This window comes from Citrobacter sp. wls716, from assembly GCF_005280975.1.
Taxonomy (GTDB): domain Bacteria; phylum Pseudomonadota; class Gammaproteobacteria; order Enterobacterales; family Enterobacteriaceae; genus Citrobacter; species Citrobacter youngae.
Genome location: NZ_SZWX01000049.1, coordinates 56,855 through 82,491, shown reverse-complemented (window position 1 = coordinate 82,491; position 25,637 = coordinate 56,855). Strand labels below are relative to the sequence as shown.

Annotated in this window: 21 protein-coding genes and 10 tRNA genes; 7 read left to right on the top strand and 24 right to left on the bottom strand. The window is 51.9% G+C overall.

Annotation, left to right across the window (positions count from 1 at the left end; translation table 11 throughout):
• Positions 1-201 precede the first annotated feature (201 nt).
• The gene (gene miaB, locus FDX24_RS16735; RefSeq protein WP_137364641.1) at positions 202-1,632 is read right to left on the bottom strand and encodes a tRNA (N6-isopentenyl adenosine(37)-C2)-methylthiotransferase MiaB; all 1,431 of its coding nucleotides are present in this window, start codon (positions 1,630-1,632) and stop codon (positions 202-204) included.
• 145 nt (positions 1,633-1,777) lie between these two features.
• On the opposite strand from miaB, the gene ubiF reads away from it, so the two are divergent.
• Positions 1,778-2,953 (top strand): 3-demethoxyubiquinol 3-hydroxylase, encoded by a 1,176-nt coding sequence (gene ubiF, locus FDX24_RS16730; RefSeq protein WP_137364640.1) that lies wholly within the window; start codon positions 1,778-1,780, stop codon positions 2,951-2,953.
• Between the two features lie 121 nt (positions 2,954-3,074).
• Here the strand turns inward: ubiF and FDX24_RS16725 are convergent.
• The 15 genes from FDX24_RS16725 to nagB form a co-directional block, all read right to left on the bottom strand.
• Positions 3,075-3,149: transfer RNA gene (locus tag FDX24_RS16725), tRNA-Gln, on the bottom strand.
• Positions 3,150-3,185: 36 nt separating this feature from the next.
• Positions 3,186-3,260, bottom strand: a tRNA-Gln gene (locus FDX24_RS16720).
• Positions 3,261-3,303: 43 nt separating this feature from the next.
• Positions 3,304-3,380 (bottom strand) — tRNA-Met (locus FDX24_RS16715).
• Between the two features lie 21 nt (positions 3,381-3,401).
• Positions 3,402-3,476: transfer RNA gene (locus FDX24_RS16710), tRNA-Gln, on the bottom strand.
• Between the two features lie 36 nt (positions 3,477-3,512).
• Positions 3,513-3,587: transfer RNA gene (locus FDX24_RS16705), tRNA-Gln, on the bottom strand.
• A gap of 43 nt (positions 3,588-3,630) precedes the next feature.
• A tRNA-Met gene (locus tag FDX24_RS16700) sits at positions 3,631-3,707 on the bottom strand.
• A gap of 21 nt (positions 3,708-3,728) precedes the next feature.
• Positions 3,729-3,803: transfer RNA gene (locus FDX24_RS16695), tRNA-Gln, on the bottom strand.
• 37 nt (positions 3,804-3,840) lie between these two features.
• Positions 3,841-3,915: transfer RNA gene (locus FDX24_RS16690), tRNA-Gln, on the bottom strand.
• Between the two features lie 23 nt (positions 3,916-3,938).
• Positions 3,939-4,023: transfer RNA gene (locus FDX24_RS16685), tRNA-Leu, on the bottom strand.
• Positions 4,024-4,031: 8 nt separating this feature from the next.
• Positions 4,032-4,108, bottom strand: a tRNA-Met gene (locus tag FDX24_RS16680).
• Between the two features lie 223 nt (positions 4,109-4,331).
• Entirely contained in the window at positions 4,332-5,996 is a 1,665-nt protein-coding gene (gene asnB / locus FDX24_RS16675; protein WP_003835552.1) for an asparagine synthase B, read from the bottom strand.
• A 301-nt stretch (positions 5,997-6,297) separates the two neighbouring features.
• On the bottom strand, positions 6,298-7,050 hold the full coding sequence (gene nagD / locus FDX24_RS16665) for a ribonucleotide monophosphatase NagD (RefSeq protein ID WP_048212284.1): 753 nt from the start codon (positions 7,048-7,050) through the stop codon (positions 6,298-6,300).
• Between the two features lie 151 nt (positions 7,051-7,201).
• Complete coding sequence (locus tag FDX24_RS16660) at positions 7,202-8,422, bottom strand: N-acetylglucosamine repressor (RefSeq protein ID WP_061067521.1); 1,221 nt, start codon at positions 8,420-8,422, stop codon at positions 7,202-7,204.
• A gap of 8 nt (positions 8,423-8,430) precedes the next feature.
• Positions 8,431-9,579 carry an N-acetylglucosamine-6-phosphate deacetylase gene (gene nagA, locus FDX24_RS16655; protein ID WP_061067522.1) on the bottom strand — a complete coding sequence of 383 codons (1,149 nt, stop codon included), beginning with the start codon at positions 9,577-9,579 and terminating at the stop codon, positions 8,431-8,433.
• Positions 9,580-9,639: 60 nt separating this feature from the next.
• Entirely contained in the window at positions 9,640-10,440 is an 801-nt protein-coding gene (gene nagB / locus FDX24_RS16650) for a glucosamine-6-phosphate deaminase (protein ID WP_003022803.1), read from the bottom strand.
• A 350-nt stretch (positions 10,441-10,790) separates the two neighbouring features.
• On the opposite strand from nagB, the gene nagE reads away from it, so the two are divergent.
• The 4 genes from nagE (at position 10,791) to chiQ (ending at position 16,822) form a co-directional block, all read left to right on the top strand.
• The gene (nagE, locus tag FDX24_RS16645) at positions 10,791-12,740 is read left to right on the top strand and encodes a PTS N-acetyl glucosamine transporter subunit IIABC (protein ID WP_137364639.1); all 1,950 of its coding nucleotides are present in this window, start codon (positions 10,791-10,793) and stop codon (positions 12,738-12,740) included.
• Positions 12,741-12,927: 187 nt separating this feature from the next.
• Complete coding sequence (gene glnS, locus FDX24_RS16640) at positions 12,928-14,595, top strand: glutamine--tRNA ligase (protein ID WP_137364638.1); 1,668 nt, start codon at positions 12,928-12,930, stop codon at positions 14,593-14,595.
• 438 nt (positions 14,596-15,033) lie between these two features.
• Complete coding sequence (gene chiP, locus FDX24_RS16635; RefSeq protein ID WP_048212279.1) at positions 15,034-16,440, top strand: chitoporin; 1,407 nt, start codon at positions 15,034-15,036, stop codon at positions 16,438-16,440.
• Positions 16,441-16,489: 49 nt separating this feature from the next.
• On the top strand, positions 16,490-16,822 hold the full coding sequence (gene chiQ / locus FDX24_RS16630) for a ChiQ/YbfN family lipoprotein (RefSeq protein ID WP_005121405.1): 333 nt from the start codon (positions 16,490-16,492) through the stop codon (positions 16,820-16,822).
• Between the two features lie 51 nt (positions 16,823-16,873).
• Here chiQ and tcuB read toward each other — a convergent pair whose 3' ends face one another.
• From tcuB to ybfF, 8 genes are all read right to left on the bottom strand, one after another.
• Positions 16,874-17,986 (bottom strand): tricarballylate utilization 4Fe-4S protein TcuB, encoded by a 1,113-nt coding sequence (gene tcuB, locus FDX24_RS16625; RefSeq protein WP_137364637.1) that lies wholly within the window; start codon positions 17,984-17,986, stop codon positions 16,874-16,876.
• On the bottom strand, positions 17,973-19,376 hold the full coding sequence (gene tcuA / locus FDX24_RS16620; RefSeq protein WP_048212277.1) for an FAD-dependent tricarballylate dehydrogenase TcuA: 1,404 nt from the start codon (positions 19,374-19,376) through the stop codon (positions 17,973-17,975). Before tcuA ends, tcuB begins: the two co-directional genes overlap by 14 nt.
• Before the next feature lie 97 nt (positions 19,377-19,473).
• The gene (tcuR, locus tag FDX24_RS16615; RefSeq protein ID WP_048212276.1) at positions 19,474-20,400 is read right to left on the bottom strand and encodes a tricarballylate utilization LysR family transcriptional regulator TcuR; all 927 of its coding nucleotides are present in this window, start codon (positions 20,398-20,400) and stop codon (positions 19,474-19,476) included.
• Positions 20,401-20,528: 128 nt separating this feature from the next.
• Complete coding sequence (gene fur, locus FDX24_RS16610; RefSeq protein ID WP_003022836.1) at positions 20,529-20,975, bottom strand: ferric iron uptake transcriptional regulator; 447 nt, start codon at positions 20,973-20,975, stop codon at positions 20,529-20,531.
• Positions 20,968-21,054: a ryhB-regulated fur leader peptide gene (locus FDX24_RS16605; protein WP_100247215.1), complete on the bottom strand. Its 87-nt coding sequence runs from the start codon at positions 21,052-21,054 to the stop codon at positions 20,968-20,970. Before FDX24_RS16605 ends, fur begins: the two co-directional genes overlap by 8 nt.
• Positions 21,055-21,264: 210 nt before the next feature.
• Positions 21,265-21,795, bottom strand: a complete 531-nt coding sequence (gene fldA / locus FDX24_RS16600) for a flavodoxin FldA (protein ID WP_003022839.1) — start codon at positions 21,793-21,795, stop codon at positions 21,265-21,267.
• 155 nt (positions 21,796-21,950) lie between these two features.
• The gene (gene ybfE / locus FDX24_RS16595; RefSeq protein WP_005121400.1) at positions 21,951-22,238 is read right to left on the bottom strand and encodes a LexA regulated protein; all 288 of its coding nucleotides are present in this window, start codon (positions 22,236-22,238) and stop codon (positions 21,951-21,953) included.
• A 128-nt stretch (positions 22,239-22,366) separates the two neighbouring features.
• Positions 22,367-23,140, bottom strand: a complete 774-nt coding sequence (gene ybfF, locus FDX24_RS16590) for an esterase (protein WP_101742421.1) — start codon at positions 23,138-23,140, stop codon at positions 22,367-22,369.
• Between the two features lie 196 nt (positions 23,141-23,336).
• On the opposite strand from ybfF, the gene seqA reads away from it, so the two are divergent.
• Positions 23,337-23,879 (top strand): replication initiation negative regulator SeqA, encoded by a 543-nt coding sequence (gene seqA / locus FDX24_RS16585; RefSeq protein WP_061067527.1) that lies wholly within the window; start codon positions 23,337-23,339, stop codon positions 23,877-23,879.
• A 24-nt stretch (positions 23,880-23,903) separates the two neighbouring features.
• Complete coding sequence (pgm, locus tag FDX24_RS16580; RefSeq protein WP_061067528.1) at positions 23,904-25,544, top strand: phosphoglucomutase (alpha-D-glucose-1,6-bisphosphate-dependent); 1,641 nt, start codon at positions 23,904-23,906, stop codon at positions 25,542-25,544.
• Positions 25,545-25,637: the final 93 nt, after the last annotated feature.

The window sequence follows — 25,637 nt, the reverse complement described above, 5'->3', positions numbered from 1 at the left end:
TCCTCTTATGCATGTCTCGCCGGACGCTGAACATTTACCGGCATCTAAGGAAATTATTCACGCCATGGGGGAAAGGCGCAAGCATTGCAATAAATATGGGGGTGCCAGGGCAAATTACAAGGCCCGCCGGAGCAGCGAGCCAGGAAGTGTAGGCCCGATAAGCGTGGCGCCATCGGGCATTGTTTGCGTTTTTCAGCAGGATTAAGGCTGATAAGTACCCACGCCCAGATCGTTTTCTTTGCGGGTACGCGCAATGACCGACTCTGGGGATTCTGCGATGCGCAGGCCCATTTCGTCTTCGGTACGCACCACTTTGCCGCGCAGTGAGTTGGTCCAGACATCGGTAATTTCAACATCAACAAACTTACCGACCATATCCGGGGTACCTTCAAAGTTCACCACGCGGTTATTTTCGGTACGCCCTGACAGTTCCATCACGCTTTTCCGTGACGTACCTTCGACAAGAATGCGCTGGGTCGTGCCGACCATACGACGGCTCCAGGCCATGGCTTGCTGGTTAATACGTTCCTGCAGAATGTATAAACGTTGTTTTTTCTCTTCTTCTGGTACGTCATCAACCATATCGGCGGCAGGTGTGCCTGGACGTGCAGAGAAGATAAAGCTGTAGCTCATGTCGAAATTGACATCAGCGATCAGCTTCATGGTCTGCTCGAAGTCCTGGGTGGTTTCACCCGGGAAGCCGACGATGAAGTCGGAGCTAATCTGGATATCCGGACGTGCTGCGCGCAGTTTACGGATGATTGCTTTGTATTCCAGCGCGGTATGGGTACGACCCATCAGGTTCAGTACACGATCCGAACCACTCTGTACCGGCAGGTGCAGGAAGCTCACCAGCTCTGGCGTATCGCGATAAACTTCAATGATATCATCGGTGAATTCAATCGGATGGCTGGTGGTAAAACGGATACGGTCAATGCCGTCGATCGCTGCGACCAGACGCAGCAGATCGGCGAACGAGCCGGTGGTGCCGTCGTAGTTTTCACCGCGCCAGGCGTTGACGTTTTGCCCCAACAGGTTTACTTCACGCACGCCTTGGGCTGCAAGCTGGGCGATTTCAAACAGAATATCATCCGCCGGACGGCTGACTTCCTCACCGCGGGTGTAGGGAACCACGCAGTAAGTACAATATTTATTGCAGCCTTCCATGATGGACACAAACGCGCTTGGCCCTTCAGCACGCGGTTCTGGCAGGCGGTCGAATTTTTCGATCTCCGGGAAACTGATATCAACTACCGGGCTACGGGTGGTGCTTCCACGCACTTTGTTGATCATTTCCGGCAGGCGATGCAGGGTTTGCGGCCCAAAAATAATATCGACGTAATGCGCGCGTTGGCGAATATGATCGCCTTCCTGAGACGCAACACAGCCACCAACACCAATGATGAGCTTGGGATTCTTCTCTTTTAACAGCTTCCAGCGACCTAATTGATGGAAGACTTTTTCCTGAGCCTTCTCGCGGATTGAGCAGGTATTCAGCAGCAGCACATCCGCTTCTTCCGCCACGTCGGTCAGTTGATACCCGTGAGTGGCATCCAGCAGATCGGCCATCTTCGATGAATCGTATTCGTTCATCTGACAGCCCCAGGTTTTAATATGGAGTTTTTTGGTCATCGACTTGCTCTTGCGAAATTGTGGCTGAAATGCAGGGCGCATAGTGTACTGCTTTGGCGCGGTTGTGACCAGTATGACGGATGTCAGCCTCAAGGGGGAAAAAATCCTGTAAACTTACACAATACATGTAACAGGATGATTGACCATGACAAATCAACCAACGGAAATTGCCATTGTCGGCGGGGGGATGGTCGGCGGCGCGCTGGCGCTGGGACTGGCGCAGCACGGATTTACGGTAACGGTTATCGAGCATGCCGTGCCCGCGCCGTTTGTGGCTGACGGACAGCCGGATGTCAGAATTTCGGCTATTAGCTCCGCCTCCGTGTCGCTGCTTAAAGGGCTGGGCGTCTGGGATACGGTGCAGGGGATGCGCAGCCATCCTTATCGTCGTCTGGAGACGTGGGAATGGGAAAATGCCCATGTGGTGTTTGATGCAGCGGAACTTAAGCTGCCGTTGTTGGGTTACATGGTGGAGAACACGGTCCTGCAACAGGCGCTCTGGCAGGCGCTGGAAGCTCATCCTGACGTGACGTTGCGCGTGCCCACCTCGCTGATTTCTTTACATCGACATAATGACCGGCATGAACTTGAGCTGGCAGACGGTGAAAAAATCAATGCGAAGCTGGTCATCGGTGCTGATGGTGCCAACTCTCAGGTACGCAAAATGGCCGGGATTGGCATCCATGCCTGGCAGTATGCGCAGTCCTGTATGTTGATTACCGTGCAATGCGAGAATTCGCCGGGAGGCAGCACCTGGCAGCAATTTACCCCTGACGGCCCGCGCGCGTTTTTACCGCTGTTTGATAACTGGGCCTCGCTGGTGTGGTACGACTCACCAGCTCGCATCCGCCAATTGCAAGCGCTAAATATGCCGCAACTGCAGGCGGAGATCGCTAAACATTTCCCTTCACGACTCGGCAGCGTTACGCCTGTGGCGGCGGGGGCATTCCCGCTTACGCGTCGTCACGCGCTGCAATATGTGCAACCGGGGCTGGCGCTGGTAGGTGATGCCGCGCATACCATTCACCCACTGGCGGGGCAGGGCGTTAATCTGGGTTTTCGTGATGTCGATGCGCTGATTGATGTTCTGGTGAGCGCCCGCAGCTATGGTGAGGCGTGGGCCAGTCAACCGGTACTGAAGCGTTATCAGAATCGTCGTATGACCGATAACTTCATTATGCAAAGTGGGATGGATTTGTTCTACGCCGGTTTTAGCAACAACCTGCAGCCGCTGCGCATCATGCGTAATCTCGGGCTTATGGCCGCAGAGCGCGCAGGTGTGCTGAAGCGTCAGGCGCTGAAGTATGCGTTAGGGCTGTAGCTCGAGTGGTGCCTGATGGCGCTACGCTTATCAGGCCCTACAAGTCATGTAGGTCGGGTAAGTCTTGCCATCACCCGGCGTTAGAAAAGTAAAAAGCTCGCCGAAGCGAGCTTTTTTAATATGGCTGGGGTACGAGGATTCGAACCTCGGAATGCTGGTATCAGAAACCAGAGCCTTACCGCTTGGCGATACCCCAACGGGTGCACCCACAGAGTGGACGACTTTTTGAAATTGGCTGGGGTACGAGGATTCGAACCTCGGAATGCTGGTATCAGAAACCAGAGCCTTACCGCTTGGCGATACCCCAACAATTTTTTGGATTTACCGAACGAGTCGATACGTCCTTAATATGGTGGCTACGACGGGATTCGAACCTGTGACCCCATCATTATGAGTGATGTGCTCTAACCAGCTGAGCTACGTAGCCTGATACTATCATATTCTTCGATGGCTGGGGTACCTGGATTCGAACCAGGGAATGCCGGTATCAAAAACCGGTGCCTTACCGCTTGGCGATACCCCAACGGGTGCACCCACAGAGTGGACGACTTTTTGAAATTGGCTGGGGTACGAGGATTCGAACCTCGGAATGCTGGTATCAGAAACCAGAGCCTTACCGCTTGGCGATACCCCAACAATTTTTTGGATTTACCGAACGAGTCGATACGTCCTTAATATGGTGGCTACGACGGGATTCGAACCTGTGACCCCATCATTATGAGTGATGTGCTCTAACCAGCTGAGCTACGTAGCCTGATACTATCATATTCTTCGATGGCTGGGGTACCTGGATTCGAACCAGGGAATGCCGGTATCAAAAACCGGTGCCTTACCGCTTGGCGATACCCCAATGACCGTCGCGGTGAACCGCTATATCGAAGAAAAAATGGCTGGGGTACCTGGATTCGAACCAGGGAATGCCGGTATCAAAAACCGGTGCCTTACCGCTTGGCGATACCCCATCCGTGCAACGCTTACGGGTGAATGGTGCGGGAGGCGAGACTTGAACTCGCACACCTTGCGGCGCCAGAACCTAAATCTGGTGCGTCTACCAATTTCGCCACTCCCGCAAAAAAGATGGTGGCTACGACGGGATTCGAACCTGTGACCCCATCATTATGAGTGATGTGCTCTAACCAGCTGAGCTACGTAGCCATCTTTTTTTCGCGTAACCTTATCGGCGTTGCGGGGCGCATTATGCGTATTGAGCCTTGAAGCGTCAACCCCTTTTTCATTGAAAATAGCTGGAATGTGACTGTTTGGTTAGGTTGCGAACAGCATGACGCAATATTCGGCAATTATTAGTTATTAATTGTTTTTTAGCACAGAAAACAGACATAAAAAAAGAGCCCCGCAGGGCCCTTTTCTAAGGATTAACTTATTTATAAGCGGACTGGTGTACGCCAACCGCGCGACCAGACGGATCGTTCATGGTTTTAAACGCTTCATCCCATTCGATCGCTTTGGCGGAAGAACAGGCAACAGAAGGGCCGCCCGGAACACATTCCGCAGCGCTGGCAACCGGGAACAGTTCTTCGAAAATCTCACGATACAAATACGCTTCTTTCGACGATGGCGTGTTGTACGGGAAACGGAAGCTGGCGGTTTCCAGTTGTTGGTCGGAAACTTGCTCTGCAGCGACTTCTTTCAGCGTGTCAATCCAGCTGTAACCGACGCCGTCAGAGAACTGCTCTTTCTGCCGCCATGCGACGCTCGCTGGCAGGTAGGATTCAAAACATTCGCGCAGAACATGTTTTTCCATTTTGCCGTTGCCGCACATTTTATCCTGCGGGTTGATGCGCATCGCCACATCAAGGAATTTTTTGTCCAGGAAGGGCACGCGAGCCTCCACGCCCCAGGCTGACATGGCTTTGTTGGCACGCGCACAGTCGAACATGTGCAGCGCCTGCAGTTTACGCACGGTTTCTTCATGCAATTCTTTCGCGTCTGGCGCTTTGTGGAAGTAGAGATAACCGCCAAACACTTCGTCTGACCCTTCGCCCGACAGCACCATTTTAATGCCCATTGCTTTAATCTTGCGCGACATTAAGTACATCGGCGTCGAGGCACGAATGGTTGTAACATCGTAGGTTTCGATGTGATAAATCACGTCGCGGATAGCATCCAGACCTTCCTGCACGGTGAAGTGGATCTCGTGGTGCACGGTACCCAGATGGTTTGCTACTTCTTGTGCGGCTTTCAGATCCGGTGCGCCTTCGAGGCCGACGGCGAAGGAGTGCAACTGCGGCCACCAGGCTTCACTGCGTTCCTGATCTTCAACACGACGCGCGGCGTATTTTTTGGTGATTGCGGAAATGACCGAAGAATCCAGACCGCCGGACAGCAATACACCATAAGGAACATCTGACATCAGGTGGCTTTTCACCGCATCTTCCAGCGCCTGACGCAGCTCGTTTTTATCGGTAACGTTGTCTTTTACCGCATCGTATTCAAACCAGTCGCGCTGGTAGTACTGACGAATTTCGCCGTCTTTACTCCACAGATAGCTACCGGCCGGGAATTCTTTAATCGTACGGCAAACAGGAACCAGTGCTTTCATTTCAGACGCAACATAGAAGTTACCGTGTTCGTCGTAGCCCATATACAGTGGGATGATCCCGATGTGATCGCGGCCAATCAGGTAAGCGTCCTGCTCGCTGTCGTACAGCGCGAAGGCAAACATGCCTTGCAGGTCATCCAGGAACTCTGGGCCTTTTTCCTGATACAGCGCGAGGATAACTTCACAGTCGGAACCTGTCTGGAACTGATAGCGATCGCCGTACTCAGCGCGCAGCGCCTGGTGGTTATAAATTTCACCGTTAACCGCCAGGATATGCGTTTTCTTCACGTTGTACAGCGGCTGAGCACCGGCGTTGACGTCGACGATGGACAGACGTTCGTGTGCCAGAATGGCGTTATCACTGGCGTAAATACCCGACCAGTCCGGGCCGCGATGGCGCATCAGACGAGACAATTCCAGGGCTTTTTTACGCAGTTCAACTGCGTCAGTTTTAATATCGAATACGCCAAAAATAGAACACATAACCTTCTCCGTTAACCTGTTGCGTGATGCTTTTTATGTTTGCTTGATAAAGAAAATGCCGCAAAGCGGGAGAGGGCGCAAGCGAATTGCGGGTCAGAAAATAAAAAATGCAATGGTCATTGTGGGTTGGTGAAAAAAGATTATGTAATGAACATTGTTATTGATGAATCAGCAATGAAATGGTGATTTTATTGAATGGATAAGATTCTGTAGGCTGGATAAGGCGTTTAGGCCGCCATCCGGCAATAACGCTGTAGAATTGCCGGATGGCGACGCGGGGGCGTCTTATCCGGCCTACGGATTAAATGACGTCAATCTCGGCAACGGAGGGATAGATCCAGCTTGGTCTGAATGGCATGTTGTCAATATCGTCAAGTTTGGATACGCCAGACAGTACCAGGATAGTTTCCAGACCCGCCTGGAAACCTGCCAGAATATCGGTGCGCAGGTTGTCGCCAACAATGACAGTTTCTTCTGAGTGCGCCTGCATTTTGTTGAGTGCCGCGCGAATAATCCACGGGCTGGGTTTGCCGACATAAAACGGTTTACGGCCGGAGATCTTCTCAATACCGGCGCAGAGCGCACCACAGGCCGGGTAAAAGCCGCGACCATGGGTATCCGGGTTAGTGGCGATAAAACGTGCGCCGTTAGCCACAAAGTATGCCGCTTTATGCATCATGTCCCAGTTGTACGAACGGGTCTCTCCGACAATGACAAAATCAGGGTTAACGTCGGTAATAGTAAAGCCAGCTTTATACAGCTCATGGATTAACGCACCTTCACCCACCACGTAGGCTTTTTTCCCTTCCTGACGACGGAGAAAATCAGCAGTAGCCATAGCGGAAGTATAAAAGACGCTATCGGGGACATTCACACCCGCGGTGGCGAAGCGGTTTGCCAGATCTTGCCCGGTCTGCGAAGGGTAGTTCGTCAGCAGGACTAACGGTAAACCTTTCTCCAGAATGCCGGTCAGAAAGTCTGCCGCACCTGGTACGGCAACATTGTCGTGCATCAGCACGCCGTCGATATCACAAATTACATTCTTAATGGTCATGGACAATCCGACATTAAAAAAAGAAGGCATTACTATACACAAAATACACTACATCATTCGAGTTGCATCAAGGCGGCAAGTCTGCGAACTCCTGGAGCTTACTGAAATAAGTGACCGGGGTTCGCAGATGTAGCTTGAAGGATGACGTGTATTAGCTTTCCAGCAAACGCTGCAGCAATGTCCCGTTGAGCATTGCGCGTTTCACCAGCGCAAATGCACCAATCGCTGAACGGTGATCCAGCGTGGAACGTACCACCGGCAAATTGTGGCGAAACGCCTTCAGTGCCTGATTATTAATGCAGCTTTCTATTGCCGGAAGCAGGACTTTATCTGCTTCGGTAATCTCACCGGCAATGACGACTTTTTGCGGGTTAAACAGGTTAATTGCAATCGCGATGGTTTTACCCAGGTGTCGACCAACGTGCTCGATAACTTCTGCTGCCAGATTGTCACCTTTGTTGGCTGCCTTACAGATAGCTTTGATACTGCAATCATCCAGCGTGAGCCGGCTTGGATAGCCTTGTTTTAGCAAGTTTTGTACGCGGTGTTCGATAGAAGCATTGGCCGCAATGGTTTCCAGACAGCCGAAATTACCGCAGTGACAGCGCTCACCCAGCGGTTCTACCTGAATATGACCAATCTCACCCACGTTGCCATTGCGACCGATAAAAATGCGGCCATTGGAGATAATCCCTGCGCCGGTTCCGCGGTGAACACGCACCAAAATGGAGTCTTCGCAATCCTGACTTGCCCCGAAATAGTGCTCAGCCAGCGCCAGGCTGCGAATATCGTGACCAACAAAGCAGGTGACTTTGAAGCGTTTTTCGAGCGCTTCGACCAGCCCCCAGTTTTCGACCTGAATGTGTGGCATATAGCGGATGACGCCGCTTTCAGGATCGACAAGGCCTGGCAGGATGACAGAAATTGCGATCAACTCGCGGATTTTCCGCTGGCAACTGTCAATAAAGGTGGCAATCGTATTGAGCAGCGCATATTCCAGCGTTTCCTGGGTGCGCTCCGGGAGAGGGTAGTGCTCTTCGGCGACCACTTTGCTGCTCATATCATAGAGCGTCAGCGTGGTGTCGTGGCGGCCAAGACGCACGCCAATTGCGTGGAAATTTCGGGTTTCGGTGACGATGGAGATAGCGCGGCGGCCCCCGGTGGAGGCCTGCTGATCGACTTCTTTGATCAGCCCGCGTTCGATCAGTTGACGCGTAATTTTGGTTACGCTGGCGGGGGCAAGCTGGCTTTGCTCGGCAATCTGAATTCGCGAGATTGGCCCATGCTGGTCAATCAGGCGATAAACCGCCGCGCTGTTAAGCTGTTTTACGAGATCAACATTACCTATTTGAGCTTGTCCGCCTGGTGTCATTCTTTCTCTTACTCAGTAACGACCTCGTTGCCATTAACGATGGTCTTGATAATTTTAAAGTCGTGCGTGAACGCGGTCAGGTTGGCTACTTTGCCTGGCGCGATGCTGCCGAGTTGTTTGTCGACGCCAATGGCGCGAGCAGGGTAGAGCGTTGCCATGCGCAGGACTTCGTCCAGTGCGATACCGCAATGTTCAACCAGATTGCGTACACCTTCGATCATGGTTAATGATGAACCGCTCAGCGTGCCGTTCTCATCAACACACAGTCCATTGCGGTAGTATATTGTTTTACCAGCGAAAATGAACTGCTCAATGTTTGCCCCCGCCGGCGCGGTCGCGTCGGTGACCAGGCACAGCTTGTCGCCTTTCAGGCGTTTAGCATTGCGGATGTTGGCATAGTCAACATGCATGCCATCGGCGATGATACCGCAATAAATATCTGCCTCATCCAGAATCGCGCCTGCCAGACCTGGTTCGCGACCGGTAATATAAGGCATCGCGTTGAACAGATGTGTTGCAAAGGAAATGCCTGCACGGAAACCGATTTTTGCTTCCTTCAGCGTCGCGTTAGAGTGGCCCGCAGACACCACGATACCGGCATTCACCAGTTGGGTGATCACTTCGACAGGAACCATTTCAGGCGCCAGCGTCACTTTGGTGATGACATCCGCATTATCGCACAGGAAATCGACAAGTGCAGCGTCCGGTTGACGCACAAATCCCGGATTATGCGTACCTTTTTTCACCAGGTTCAGCCACGGACCTTCAAGGTGTAGCCCTAATGCTTGATTTGGATGCTTAGCGAGGTATTCACGCATCACGCGAACGCCCTGCTTCATCAGGTCATCGCTGGTGGTGATTAGCGTTGGCAGATAGTTGGTGCAGCCAGATTTTTCATTGGCTTTTTGCATGATTTCCAGCGTCTCAACGGTAACGGCTTCTGCCGTATCGTTAAACTGTACACCGCCACAGCCGTTTAACTGCACATCAATAAAACCGGGGGAGACAATGGCTCCATTTAGCGAGCGCTGTTCAATCCCTGACGGCAATTCAGACAGTGGGCAAACGCTATCGATCAGGCCATTGGCGACAACAATCGCATGGTCATCAAGAATTTCGTGACCGGTAAAAATCCGGCCCTGGGTTAAAGCATACATTCCGACCCCCGATTTCAAAAAAATGCCGCCCTGCACGTTTTCGACAGGGCGGAGACATCATTACAGACCTTTAATATTTTCCGCTTCTAACTCGTTAAAGTATTTCAGCGTCTTCACTTTCAGTTCCATAGTGGAAGGTTCATCGCAGACCACAACTGCTTTCGGATGAAGCTGCAGACAGCTGATGGTCCACATATGGTTAACGTTGCCTTCAACAGCCGCCTGCAGCGCCTGTGCTTTCTGGTGACCCAGCACCAGGATCATTACTTCTTCAGCATCCAACAGGGTGCCCACGCCTACGGTCAGTGCATATTTAGGCACCTGGCTTACGTCGCCGTCAAAGAAGCGTGAGTTTGCTACGCGGGTGTCGTGGGTCAACGTTTTGATACGGGTACGGGAAGCTAAAGAAGAAGCGGGTTCGTTGAACGCAATGTGTCCATCGTTACCTACGCCGCCCATAAACAGATGGATTTTACCGTAAGAACGGATTTTCTCTTCATACTGACGGCATTCTGCATCAATATCCGGCGCGTTACCATTGAGGAGGTTGATGTTTTCTGCTGGAATATCAACATGATCAAAGAAGTTACGGTGCATAAAGCTGTGATAGCTTTCCGGATGTTCCTTCGGCAGGCCAACGTATTCGTCCATGTTGAAAGTGACAACATGTTTGAAGCTCACCTGGCCCGCTTTGTGCATTTCGACTAATGCTTTATAGGCAGTCAGCGGAGTGCCGCCAGTCGGCAGGCCCAGAACGAACGGACGATCTGCCGTTGGTTTGAACGCGTTAATGCGGTTAACGATATGGCGAGCAGCCCATTTGCCGACTTGTTCAGCGGTATTCAGGGGGATCAGTCTCATTCTTCACCTCAAAAGTAAATGTAAGCAGTTGGCGGATTGAGTCTCTGTACAGTATTAAGCGTAACCTGGTTTTGCATCGGTAAGGATCAATCCGTTTCGATTTTTTGAATGATAAAATAAGTTTTCGTAGTTAGCCAGTGTAAGGGAGGGTTAATAACGATATTTGGTGATTGGAATCACAAAAAACACGCTTTTAATTTGCGATACGAATTAATTTTTCACACACTCTGAATGTAGATGAATGGTTAATGTTGTTGTCCCAAAATCTCTTGCTGTTGCAGTTAGGAATGGTCGCACAATAAAAATATGGCTTCAAAGGAGCCTAATCGGGGTCTCGTAGGGGGAATAAAATGAATATTTTAGGTTTTTTCCAGCGGCTGGGTAGGGCGTTACAGCTCCCCATCGCGGTGCTGCCAGTCGCGGCACTGTTGCTGCGATTCGGCCAACCAGATTTACTGAACGTACCCTTCATCGCGCAAGCGGGTGGGGCTATCTTTGATAACCTCGCGTTAATTTTTGCTATCGGTGTGGCTTCCAGCTGGTCTAAAGACAGCGCGGGTGCGGCAGCGCTGGCAGGTGCGGTTGGTTATTTCATATTGACCAAAGCAATGGTTACCATTAACCCGGCGATCAACATGGGCGTGCTGGCGGGTATCATAACCGGTCTGGTCGGCGGTGCTGTGTATAACCGTTGGTCTGGCATCAAACTGCCTGATTTCCTGAGCTTCTTCGGCGGCAAACGTTTTGTACCCATCGCCACTGGCTTCTTCTGTTTGATACTGGCTGCTATCTTCGGCTACGTGTGGCCGCCGGTGCAGAATGCCATCCATGCGGGTGGTGAGTGGATCGTGGGCGCTGGCGCGCTGGGTTCTGGTATTTTTGGCTTCATCAACCGTCTGCTGATCCCAACCGGTCTGCATCAGGTGCTGAACACCATCGCCTGGTTCCAGATTGGCGAATTCACTAACGCTGCAGGTACCGTATTCCACGGTGATATCAACCGCTTCTACGCGGGTGACGGCACTGCGGGTATGTTCATGTCTGGCTTCTTCCCGATCATGATGTTTGGTCTGCCGGGTGCGGCTCTGGCGATGTACTTCGCCGCGCCGAAAGCGCGTCGTCCGATGGTCGGCGGTATGCTGCTGTCCGTTGCTATCACCGCATTCCTGACCGGTGTTACCGAGCCGCTGGAATTCCTGTTTATGTTCCTGGCTCCGTTGCTGTACCTCCTGCACGCCGTTCTGACGGGTATCAGCCTGTTCGTTGCGACGCTGTTGGGGATCCATGCGGGCTTCTCTTTCTCCGCAGGTGCTATCGACTACGTGTTGATGTACAACCTGCCGGCTGCAAGTAAGAACGTCTGGATGCTGGTCGCCATGGGTCTGGTGTTCTTCGTTATCTATTTTGTGTTGTTCAGCGCGGTTATTCGTTTGTTTAACCTGAAAACGCCGGGCCGCGAAGATAAAGAAGACGAGATTGTTACTGACGAAGCAAACAGCAATACCGAAGAAGGTTTAGCTCAACTGGCAACCAACTACATTGCTGCGGTTGGCGGTACGGATAACCTGAAAGCGATTGATGCCTGTATCACCCGTCTGCGTCTGACCGTTGGCGATTCTGCCCGCGTCAATGATGCGATGTGCAAACGCTTAGGCGCATCGGGTGTGGTTAAGCTGAACAAACAAACTATTCAGGTTATCGTGGGTGCGAAAGCTGAATCTATCGGCGACGAAATGAAGAAAGTTGTGGCACGCGGCCCGGTTGCGGCAGCGTCTACTGACAATGCCCCGACAGCGGCTGCCCTGATTGCAAAACCGCAGGCTGTCGCGAATGCGGTCACCATTGAAGCGCTGGTTTCTCCGATTACCGGTGATGTGGTTGCACTGGAGCAGGTGCCTGATGAAGCCTTCGCCAGCAAAGCAGTGGGTGACGGCGTGGCGGTAAAACCAACGGATAAAATCGTGGTTTCTCCGGCAGCGGGTACTATTGTGAAAATCTTCAACACCAACCATGCGTTCTGTCTGGAAACGGAAAAAGGCGCGGAAATCGTGGTCCATATGGGTATCGATACCGTGACGCTGGAAGGTAAAGGCTTTAAACGTCTGGTTGAAGAAGGTGCGGTTGTTGCAGCAGGTCAACCGATTCTGGAAATGGATCTGGAATACCTGAACGCCAACGCACGTTCCATGATTAGCCCGGTTGTGTGCAGCAACAGCGATGATTTCGGTGCGCTGGTCATTAAAGCCGAAGGTCATGTGGTTGCCGGTCAGACACCGCTGTATGAGATTAAAGGTAAATAACTGCTCCTGAGTAAAGTGAGTTAAGTGCCTTAAGCGGCGGGGGAGATTCCTCCGCCGCTTTTTTTTGCAGCAAATACCCTCATATATCCTGTTGAAACACCTTTTTTGTGCAACTAATAGTTGTCTCCTGACGTCGCTTATAAGATCATGTTCCGTTATACGTTGTTTACGCTTTGAGGAATCCACGATGAGTGAGGCTGAAGCCCGCCCGAGTAACTTTATTCGTCAGATCATCGATGAAGATCTGGCCAGTGGTAAGCACACCACTATCCATACACGTTTTCCGCCGGAGCCAAATGGCTATCTGCACATTGGCCACGCGAAATCCATTTGTCTGAACTTTGGCATTGCGCAAGATTACCAGGGCCAGTGCAACCTGCGTTTTGATGATACGAACCCGGTTAAAGAAGATATCGAGTACGTTGAATCGATTAAAAACGACGTTGAATGGTTAGGTTTCCACTGGACTGGCGACATTCGCTACTCTTCGGATTACTTCGATCAGCTTCACGCCTATGCGGTAGAGCTTATTAATAAAGGCCTGGCGTACGTTGACGAACTGTCAGCGGAAGAAATTCGCGAATACCGTGGCACGTTGACTCAGCCGGGTAAAAACAGCCCGTTCCGCGATCGCAGCGTTGAAGAAAACCTCGCGCTGTTTGAAAAAATGCGTAACGGTGGTTTTGAAGAAGGTAAAGCCTGCCTGCGTGCGAAAATCGATATGGCTTCGCCGTTTATCGTGATGCGCGATCCGGTGCTGTACCGTATTAAGTTCGCTGAACACCACCAGACCGGCAATAAGTGGTGCATCTACCCGATGTACGACTTTACCCACTGCATCAGCGATGCGCTGGAAGGCATCACGCATTCACTGTGTACGCTGGAGTTCCAGGATAACCGTCGTCTGTACGACTGGGTGCTGGACAACATCACTATTCCGGTTCATCCGCGCCAGTACGAATTCTCGCGCCTGAATCTGGAATACACCGTGATGTCCAAGCGCAAGCTGAACCTGCTGGTGACCGACAAGCACGTTGAAGGCTGGGATGACCCCCGTATGCCGACGATCTCTGGCCTGCGTCGTCGCGGTTACACCGCTGCCGCGATCCGTGAGTTCTGCAAACGCATTGGCGTGACCAAGCAGGACAACACTATTGAGATCGCTTCTCTGGAATCCTGTATCCGCGAAGATCTGAACGAAAACGCCCCGCGCGCGATGGCGGTTATCGATCCGGTGAAACTGGTTATCGGAAACTACCCGCAGGGCGAAAGCGAACTGGTCACCATGCCTAACCATCCGGGCAAGCCGGAAATGGGCAGCCGTGAAGTGCCGTTCAGCGGTGAAATCTGGATCGACAGGGCCGATTTCCGCGAAGAAGCGAACAAGCAGTACAAGCGTCTGGTGATGGGTAAAGAAGTCCGTCTGCGTAATGCTTACGTGATCAAAGCTGAGCGTGTCGAGAAAGATGCAGAAGGGAAGATCACCACCATTTTCTGCACCTACGATGCTGACACCCTGAGCAAAGATCCGGCCGATGGTCGTAAAGTTAAAGGCGTTATTCACTGGGTGAGCGCGTCCCATGCGCTACCGATTGAAATCCGTCTGTACGACCGTCTGTTTAGCGTGCCAAACCCGGGGGCAGCGGAAGACTTCCTGTCCGTTATTAACCCGGAATCACTGGTTATTAAGCAGGGTTACGGTGAGCCTTCGCTACAGGCCGCTGTTGCTGGTAAAGCGTTCCAGTTCGAGCGTGAAGGGTATTTCTGCCTCGACAGCCGCTACGCAACAGCTGACAAATTGGTGTTTAACCGCACCGTGGGTCTGCGCGATACATGGGCTAAAGTAGGCGAATAAACCGTCGTTACGCATCATCTTTTCAAACGCCGCACTCTGCGGCGTTTTTTTTCGCCTGAAAATGGTTAGCAGACTCTATTTGCGCAGCGAAATAATTGTTATTCAGGAATGGTTTTTGCCGTTTATATTTTTCTAACAAAAACCTTGTTTTATCAGCCACTCTGGACTGAAACCGATTTCATCTTTATGGAAAACAAGCCTTTTTTCAATTTTTCAACGCTTTTTAACTCCCAATGAAAATGTAACAGAAAGCAATGAAATATGTGCGGTTGCTCATGTTCTTACATACTGGTTACAAAAAGAGATTGATAATTCGCGTCGCGAAAAATAGTCTATTCATTGTAGTCAATGAGGTTTTCTCAGCGCTACTTTTTTAATTTTTGCTTTTTCGCTGTCCGCTTTTATCGGCAGCATTTTTATGTCAAAGAGGATTAACATATGCGTACGTTTAGTGGCAAACGTAGTACGCTGGCGCTGGCTATCGCCGGTATCACAGCAATGTCGGGTTTTGTTGTCGCTCCACAGGTTCACGCCGAAGGTTTTATTGATGACTCTACCTTAACTGGCGGCATCTATTACTGGCAGCGTGAACGTGACCGTAAAGATGTGACCGACCACGACAAATACAAAACCAACCTTTCTCACTCCACCTGGAACGCTAACCTCGACTTCCAGTCCGGTTATGCGGCCGATATGTTTGGTATTGATATCGCAGCATTCACTGCTATTGAAATGAACGAAAGTAGCGAAAGCGGCCATCCAAACGAAATCGCATTCTCTTCAAAAAATAAAGGCTATGACGAAGATTACTCCGGCGATAAGAGCGGGATTAGCCTGTATAAAGCGGCAGCCAAATTCAAATTTGGCCCAACCTGGGCGCGCGCTGGTTATATTCAGCCAACCGGGCAAACTCTGCTGGCACCACACTGGAGCTTTATGCCTGGTACCTATCAGGGTGCTGAAGCCGGTGCCAACTTCGATTATGGCGATGCGGGTGCGCTGAGCTTCTCCTATATGTGGGCCAACGAATATAAAGCACCGTGGCATACCGAAGTCGATAAATTCTATCAGGCCGATAAAAAGACCAAAGTTGATTACCTCCATTCAATCGGCGCAAAGTATGACTTCAAAAATAACCTGCTGTTGGAAGCAGCATTCGGTCAGTCTGAAGGCTACGTCGATCAGTATTTCGCCAAAGCCAGCTACAAATTTGATTTAGGCGGTAACCCGTTTACCACCAGCTACCAGTTCTACGGTGCCCGCGATAAGGTTGATGACCGCACAGTTAACGACATTTATGATGGCACGGCCTGGTTGCAGGCACTGACCTTCGGCTACAAAGTGGCAGAAGTCGTTGATCTGCGACTGGAAGGGACCTGGGTTAAAGCTGACGGGCAGCAGGGCTACTTCCTGCAGCGTATGACCCCGACCTATGCGTCTTCAAACGGTCGTCTGGACGTTTGGTGGGATAACCGCTCTGACTTCAACGCCAACGGTGAAAAGGCCGTGTTCTTCGGCGCGATGTATGACCTGAAAAACTGGAACCTGCCTGGCTGGGCTGTGGGTGCATCATACGTTTACGCGTGGGATGCTAAACCGGCTACCTGGCAGCTCAACCCGGATGCGTACTACGACAAAAATCGTACTATTGAAGAGTCGTCTTACAGCCTGGATGCGGTCTATACCCTGCAGGATGGCCGTGCGAAGGGCACTATGTTTAAACTGCACTTCACCCAGTACGACAACCATTCAGATATTCCGAGCTGGGGCGGTGGTTACGGTAACATCTTCCAGGATGAGCGTGACGTGAAATTCATCGTTATTGCTCCGTTCACCATCTTCTAATGCCGACAGAGGCAGGCCGCAAGCCTGCCGTTTTGTTGAGGAATGTGTTATGAAAAAGCTGATACTCATCGCCGTCATGGCATCAGGGCTGGTTGCCTGTGCGCAATCACCCGCGCCGAAAGAAGATAGCCGTCTTAAGGAAGCCTACAGCGCGTGTATCAATACCGCGCAAGGCTCGCCGGAGAAAATCGAAGCCTGCCAAAGCGTGTTGAATGTGCTGAAGAAAGAAAAACAGCACCAGCAGTTTGCGAATGAAGAAAGCGTGCGCGTACTGGATTACCAGCAGTGTATCCAGGCAACGCGTACGGGTAACGATCAATCCGTTAAGGCCGATTGTGATAAGGTCTGGCAGGAAATTCGCAGTAATAATACGGCGAAATAAAACGTGGTATGAACAAGAACGGGCGGAGAGATTTCTTCGCCCGTTTGCATTTTAGCGTCGTTTCTCAATTGCCCACTTGAGTAATGCCGCACAACGGTAAAATCCGTGGGCAAATTTTCCGTATGGGATGGTCAGAAATAGCGCCATCACGACACCAAGATGAATAGCAAGCAAAATAGCCATCCCTGAGGTATCTCTGCCTGCCAACAACGCTAAGCCCGTCAGACTCGTCAGTAGCAGCAACAGGATAAAACCGCGATCCATCGGTTTTTGCCGTGCGTCGCCCTGTAGCGGTGAGCGCTTAAGGTTCAGCCATAACAAACCCGCTGGGCCGACAACCAGGCCAATGCCGCCTAATGTGCCCAGCATGACCGGAACGCTGAGGAACGGATAGGGCGCTTCTATGTCGGCAAAGTAGTGATAGCCCGTTGCCACCACGGTGGCGGCAAAGCAGAGCAGAAAACCGTAGAAGGTGAAGTGATGGAAACGGCGGCGCATCAGGGTGAAGGCATCATCTTCTTCGTTACACCCTTTGCCGTGCCCGCCATCGAGATATTTCAGCGTCAGCACATTATGAGAGGCTTCAGCAATGTCAGAGGAACGCGGCATCCCCGGAGAAATCTCCCGCCAGAAGCGGATAACGCCCGCCATCAGCAGACCCATCGCCAGAATAAAGACTGAACCAAACATCCATGCCAGCAGGTTATGCGGGAAAATTTGGTAGAAATCTCCGGCCAGCGGGGGATGGAGTAACGTGCCTGTTAAACCTATAGCGAGGAGTAAAAACAGGATCAGACCGAAAACCAGCGACAGCGTCACGGTGACGCCAGCGCGACGATAAAGCGCGCCAAAGGCGGCGGGTTGCGTGTAGTGCTGATAGGTTTCCAGCCTTACTTCTGCCATTGCTTTCGGTACATTGATAGCAAATTCATGGGGCGGTGCGTATTGACACGCGTGCAGGCAGGCGCCGCAGTTATGGCACAAGTTGGCCAGATAGTTGATATCCGCTTTACCGAATTCCAGACGCTGAGTCATCGCCGGGAACACGGCGCAAAAACCCTCGCAATAGCGGCAGGCATTGCAGACTTGCATAACTCGTTCAACTTCAGCTTCCGGCTCGGTAAGCATTTTCGCTTCGATAATTAATTTCTCAAGCGGTTTCATGATGTGCCTCCTCACGTGCTGCCAGAGCGGCTTCTTTTCCGGCAATACGGCCAAAGGTGGTCCCAATCGACATGCCCACGCCTGCGGTGTAGCCCTTGCCCAGCACGTTGCCCGCCATCATCTCCCCGGCGACGAACAGATTGCGACTTGGACGCCCGGCAAAATGCACTGCGGCGTGTTCATTCACCTTTAACCCCAGGTAGGTGAAGGTGATCCCCGGACGTAAGGCATAGCCATAGTAGGGTGGCGTATCCAGTGGTCGCGCCCAATGTGTTTTTGCCGGTGTCAGATTTTGTGTTGCACAGTTATCAAGAGTGGTGTGGTCAAAGTGGCCTGGCAGGCAGGCGCTGTTGTACTGCATGACAGTATGGGTAAAGCGCTCAGTATCCAGTCCCAACTGGCGTGCCAGCTCTGCTAACGTAGTGGCCTGTGCGCCAGGAAAAACCGGGGGCATGAAGTGACCGATGGCTTTACTGTCGATAATGGAGTAACCAATTTGCCCGGGCTGGTGGGCGACCAGACGTCCCCAGATGGCATAACGTTTGGGCCAGAAATCCTCGCCTTCATCATAAAATCGTTCTGCATCGCGGTTCACTACGATGCCAAGCGAAACACAGTCCACGCGGGTGCAAATCCCGCCGTCATATAAGGGGGCCCGGGCATCAATCGCCACGCAGTGTGACTGGGAGGGGTCGCCGATGATGTCCGCGCCGGCATCGATCATAAATTTGAGCAGTACGCCCTGATTAAAGCGCGTGCCGCGAATGAGGAAGTTATCCGCAGGCCATTCACCGCGGGCGTTCTCACCCCAGGCTTCTCGCAGCCATTCGCGGTTAGATTCAAACCCGCCAGCGGCAAGCACGCAGGTCTTTGCCGGAATGCGCTCTGCACCAGCCAGCGCCGCTACGAACTCGCCGTTGTGCAGTTCAAGCGCCTGCACCGGTGTGTTATAGCGGATTTGCACCCCCAGTTTTTCTGCGCTGCGATAATAGGCATTCACCAGAGCTTTCCCGCCGCCCATAAAAAAGGCATTGGTTCGCGCCACGTGTAGAGCGCCAGAGAGTGGAGGTTGAAAATTGACGCCGTGCTGGCGCATCCAGTCGCGGCATTGGGAAGAGGTACGGATCACCAGCCGTGCCAGGACCTCGTTGGTATTACCTTCTGTTACACGCCAGAGGTCCTGCCAGAATTCCTCTTCTGGATAGCTCTCCACCAGTACATCCTGTGGCGCATCATGCATACAGCGTAAATTACGCGTGTGTTGGGAGTTTCCTCCGCGCCATTCACGCGGGGCTGCCTCAAGCAACAGTACCGAAGCGCCTTGCTCCCGGGCGGTTAAGGCGGCACATAGTGCAGCATTGCCGCCGCCAATCACCAGAACATCAACCATCGCATACTCCATTACCACTTAACCAATTGTTAAGTTTGTAATTAAAATGTATACGAGTAAGTTGTGTGGACGCTATGACGTGATGCTAAACAGCCCTTTAATTATTGTAAAGGATCGCACCTGGCCAGTGTCCAGATTCCACCAGTTGATGCATCACTTTGGCTAGTACCACACGGGCAGCGAGACCTGCTGGGGTGAGTTCATCGTCAGAAAGGCTGACCAAAAAGTTGGGGCGGCTAAGTATGGGATTATGGATGCCAATCACTCTTAATGTCTCTTTATCGAGATGGGAAATTGCCGCACCGGGCTGAAGTGTTGCACCGATTCCGCTGCGAACGGCGTGCATCAGTAGCGTCAGGCCGTCAATTTCTGTCGCGATCTCAATGTTCAGCGCATGCTCCTGGCTGATAGCATCCAGTCTGCCGCGCAGACCATGTCCTGGGCTTGGCATTATCAATGGAATACGTGCCAATTGGGCTGGAGCAATATTGTCATCGGTAATATCAGCCAGTAGGGCATGAGTACCAATTAAAAATAGCCGTTCTTCGAGAATCGGTCTGGCGCTCCAGCGCAGGATCTTTTCTTTTTGAAATACCACCGCCAGATCAATCTGGCGGGTATTAATCATTCGTTCCAGGTTACCAGAGAGGCTTTCCACCACATGCAGGCGGACATCACTATAGCTTTCCCGCATGGCGTTGATGAAAGGCATCCCAAGAACGGAAGCAGTACTGGGGGCCATGCCGACGCTGACGTGCCCGGAAAGTCTGGCCTCCCGTGCGGCGAGGATCGCATCGTCTGCGTGACGGAGCGCCAGCTGTGCCTGGGCGTAAAATGCCAGTCCAGCGCTGGTGGGCGTCACGCCACGCGAGGTACGTTGCAGCAGACGTATGGCGAGTTCGTTTTCCAGGCGGGTCATTTGCTGGCTGAGCGCCGAAACACCGATACTGAGGTCGAGCGCCGCGCTACCCATGCTGCCGGTTTCTACAATGCGCACAAAATAACGTAGCTGGCGAAGTTCCATTTCGACTCTCCGGAAGGGACAATTGATTTTTACATTAAAGCAACACAAGAGTGGAGGGAAGGGGAAACGCGCTGATAACGCGCATAAAAAAAGCCAACCGGATGGTTGGCTTTTCAGAGAGCATTACATTACTTGCCGTCGTGCGCGTGCTCATCTTCGCGGCAATCGCCTTCAGCGCAGTGACCGTACAGATAGAGGCTATGGTTAGTTAAACGAATGCCATGTTTAGCCGCAATCTCACGTTGACGCGCTTCGATGGAGTCATCGCTGAACTCGACCACTTTGCCGCAGTCAAGGCAAATCAGGTGATCGTGATGATGCTGTTGAGTCAGTTCGAAGACGGATTTACCACCTTCAAAATTATGGCGGGTCACGATACCGGCATCATCAAACTGGTTCAGCACGCGATACACGGTCGCCAGACCAATTTCTTCACCCATGTCGATCAGGCGTTTGTATAAGTCTTCCGCACTGACGTGATGGTTATCCGGTTCCTGAAGAACTTCCAGAATCTTTAAACGAGGAAGCGTTACTTTCAGGCCAGCCTTCTTTAATGCGGTATTGTTGTCAGTCATGCGGAATCTGTCCTGTAGCTAAACGGTTCACTTCATTAACAGAAGTGACAGAAATTGCACTTGAGATAATGCGTATCATTATAGAACTGCCATGCCTAAATGAAAACTGCAAGTCTCTGGCAAATATTGTTAATCAAAACGTGGTATCACCAACAAACACACTGTGCAATACCCGATTGGCATCCAGCCATTGTACAGGGTCAGGCGAAAAAGTTACAAATTTGTAGCAATTATTTTGATTGGTTCTATCTATTGATGCGGCGCAGATGAATATCTACGCCGCACGAAATCAGGCATTGATGATTTCGTCGAGGTGCAGCTCTTCAGAGATCTGCTTAACCCATTTTTCTACGCGTTCAGCGGTCAGTTCCGGCTGGCGATCTTCATCGATAGCCAGACCGACAAAGTGGTCGTCATCTGCCAGACCTTTAGACGCTTCAAAATGGTAACCCGCCGTTGGCCAGTGGCCGACGATGGTGGCGCCGCGCGGCTCAATGATGTCACGGATGGTGCCTAACGCATCACAGAAATATTCTGCGTAATCTTCCTGGTCGCCACAGCCGAACAATGCCACCAGTTTACCGTTAAAATCAATGTCTTCGAGAGTAGGGAAGAAGTCGTCCCAGTCGCACTGCGCTTCACCGTAGTACCAGGTTGGGATGCCGAGCAGCAGAATGTCATACCCTTCCAGGTCTTCTTTGCTGCTTTTTGCAATGTCATGTACATCGGCAACGTCTTTACCAAGCTGTTTTTGAATCATTTTTGCGATATTTTCGGTATTACCGGTGTCGCTGCCGAAAAAGATGCCAGTGATTGCCATGAGTAAAATAACCTCTTGAAACTTATTGAAATGGTGGTGGCGCATTGCCCACGGATAAGGGCAATCATAGCAGAACAGTCAGGCATGCGGAAACAGCAAACACGCAGGACTGCACTCTGTGCTACACGATTTATGATTTAGAGCAGAAATTCAGACTAAGCCTGACCGCGCAATGCGGTGAGTTGGTTCATCAGCATCTCTTCGATGAGTTCACTGCGACTCATGTTGCGTGCCTCGGCCAGCTCGTTCAGAGCGTCAACGGCATCGGCGTTCAGTTTCAGTTCGACACGCTTAAGCCCGCGAACTTTGTCGCGTTTAAGCTGATTACGTTTGTTAATACGTAACTGTTCATCACGCGAGAGCGGATTAGTTTTGGGTCGTCCCGGGCGACGCTCCTGCGCGAACAGATCTAATGTCGTACGGTCCGTTTGTTCTTTGGCCATGATCTTGGTGACTTCGGGGAAACAATCAGCCAGGCGTCCGCCCGGATGGATAGCGCGCCATAATACATCAGCAGGGGAGGCGCGCCAACGCCCACGCGCGTAATCACGCGCGGACGCTGAGTTTTTAATCAGTTAACCTGCTCGCTCAGATAACGACGGATGGCGCGCAGCACCGCATCGGGTTTTTCCGCATGTACCCAATGGCCTGCGCCGGCAATAACGTGTGCGCGGGCCTGCGGGAATTGCGCCAGCAGCTGTTCGCGATACGCTTCGGTCACATAAGGTGAATTACCGCCGGGGATAAACAGCGCCGGGTGTTCCCACGCCGGAATGGTCTCCCAACCGACGATATGCGGATATTGATCCCACAATACGGGAACGTTAAAGCGCCACTCGCCGTCAACAAAGGATTTCAGCAGAAACTGGATCACGCCTTCTTCTTGCAGGTGCTGACGCATAACGCTCGCCGCCTGCTGGCGCGAAGAGGATTGCGCGTCGGTGACTGCGTTAATGGCAGCAAAAATCTCATCGTGGCGGCGAACATGGTAGTCAACGGGAGCAATGTCGATGGCGACCAGCCGTTCGACACGTTCAGGAGCCAGCGCAGTCAGCGCCATAACGGCTTTACCGCCCATCGAGTGGCCAATAAAGATCGCTTTTTCAATCTGCCTGGCGTCCAGCGTATCCAGCAGATCTTGCGCCATGGCCGGATAATTCATCTCAGGTGAACGAGGGGAGAGACCATGATTTCGCATATCAACCTGGATGATGTCGTGATCGGCCACGAGATCGCGTGCCAGGATCCCGAGGTTATCCAGACTGCCAAACAGGCCGTGAACCAGGACGATGGGAGAATTATTGTGCGGGTTTTGCGCAGATTGCGCTCGGATATTCAATTTCATGGCAAAGTTCTTTTTTTCACACTGACGGGTTAGGGTATCATGTTGACCATTCTGCCACATGGCTGCAACAACTACGGTTACTCCGAGTTTTGCTGGTCACCAGGCTTGACGCTATCCGCTGTTAGGATTTGCCTTTACACTACAGCGTGTAAAGTCCTGACAACTTGTATTCAGCCAAACATTGCACTGGATTAAGATGAAAACGATTGAAGTTGATGATGAACTCTATAGCTATATTGCCAGCCACACCAAGCATATTGGCGAGAGCGCATCCGACATTTTACGGCGTATGTTGAAGTTTTCCGCCGCATCACAGCCTGTCACTCCGGTAGTAAAAGAAGTCCGCGCGGTACAACCTGTCGTGGAAGCCAAGCCGGTCAACCCTACGAAAGACAAAGTGCGCGCCATGCGTGAACTGCTGCTTTCCGATGAATATGCGGAACAGAAAAAAGCAGTGAATCGATTTATGCTGGTGCTGTCTACACTTTACTCACTGGATAACAACGCGTTCGCCGAAGCAACGGAATCGTTGCACGGACGTACGCGCGTTTATTTTGCAGCGGATGAACAGACGTTGCTGAAAAATGGTAATCAAACCAAACCGAAACACGTGCCAGGCACGCCATATTGGGTGATCACCAATACCAATACCGGCCGTAAATGCAGCATGGTTGAACACATCATGCAGTCAATGCAATTCCCCGCGGAGTTGATTGAAAAGGTTTGCGGAACAATTTAATCCTTGCATTAGAAGGACCAGGCAATGGCAATCCACAACCGTGCAGGTCAACCTGCGCAACAGAGTGATTTGATTAACGTCGCCCAACTGACGGCACAGTACTATGTACTGAAACCAACAGCAGGGAACGCTGAGCACGCCGTTAAGTTCGGTACGTCCGGACATCGCGGTAGTGCGGGTCGTCATAGTTTTAATGAGCCGCATATTCTGGCTATCGCTCAGGCGATTGCCGAAGAACGTGCGAAAAACGGGATTACAGGCCCGTGCTATGTGGGCAAGGATACCCACGCGTTGTCTGAACCGGCTTTCATCTCTGTGCTGGAAGTGCTGGCAGCGAACGGTGTTGATGTCATTGTGCAGGAAAACAACGGCTTTACGCCCACCCCTGCCGTGTCGAATGCTATCCTGGTCCACAATAAAAAAGGCGGTCCGCTGGCTGACGGCATTGTGATCACGCCGTCCCATAACCCACCAGAAGACGGCGGAATTAAATACAACCCGCCAAACGGTGGCCCGGCAGATACCAACGTCACCAAAGTCGTAGAAGACAGGGCTAATGCACTGTTGGCTGATGGTCTGAAAGGCGTGAAGCGTATTCCGCTGGATGCCGCGCTGGCGTCCGGTCATGTTAAAGAACAAGACCTGGTTCAACCCTTCGTGGAAGGGCTGGCAGATATCGTCGATATGGCGGCAATCCAGAAAGCGGGTCTGACGCTGGGCGTTGATCCACTGGGTGGTTCCGGTATCGAATACTGGAAACGTATCGCTCAGCACTACAACCTGAATCTGACCCTCGTTAACGATCAGGTCGACCAGACTTTCCGCTTTATGCATCTCGATAAAGACGGCGCCATTCGTATGGACTGTTCCTCCGAGTGCGCGATGGCCGGTCTGCTGGCGCTGCGTGACAAATTCGATTTGGCATTTGCCAATGACCCGGACTATGACCGCCACGGTATCGTAACACCGGCTGGACTGATGAATCCGAACCACTATCTGGCGGTAGCGATCAACTACCTGTTCCAGCATCGTCCGCAGTGGGGCAAAGATGTTGCCGTCGGTAAGACGCTGGTGTCATCGGCGATGATTGACCGTGTAGTGAATGAGTTAGGGCGTAAACTGGTTGAAGTGCCGGTTGGCTTTAAATGGTTTGTTGACGGTCTGTTTGACGGCAGTTTTGGCTTTGGTGGGGAAGAGAGCGCGGGGGCATCTTTCCTGCGTTTCGACGGTACACCGTGGTCAACCGACAAAGATGGCATCATCATGTGCCTGCTGGCGGCAGAAATTACCGCAGTGACCGGTAAGAACCCGCAGGAGCACTACAACGAACTGGCTGCTCGCTTTGGCGCACCGAGCTACAACCGAATTCAGGCTGGGGCCACCTCCGCGCAGAAAGCGGCGTTGTCTAAGCTCTCTCCGGAAATGGTGAGCGCCAGCACGCTGGCGGGCGACCCGATCACTGCGCGTCTGACGGCGGCACCGGGCAACGGCGCATCGATTGGCGGCCTGAAGGTGATGACCGATAACGGCTGGTTTGCTGCGCGTCCTTCTGGTACCGAAGATGCTTACAAGATCTACTGCGAAAGCTTCCTCGGTGAGGAACACCGCAAGCAGATCGAGAAAGAAGCGGTCGAGATTGTCAGCGAAGTGTTGAAAAACGCATAAATCACCTGCCGGATAAGACGCTAGCGTCGTCATCCGGTATGAATGATGAAAAAGCCGGATAGCGTATCAGCTGATCCGGCTTTTTTATTCAGT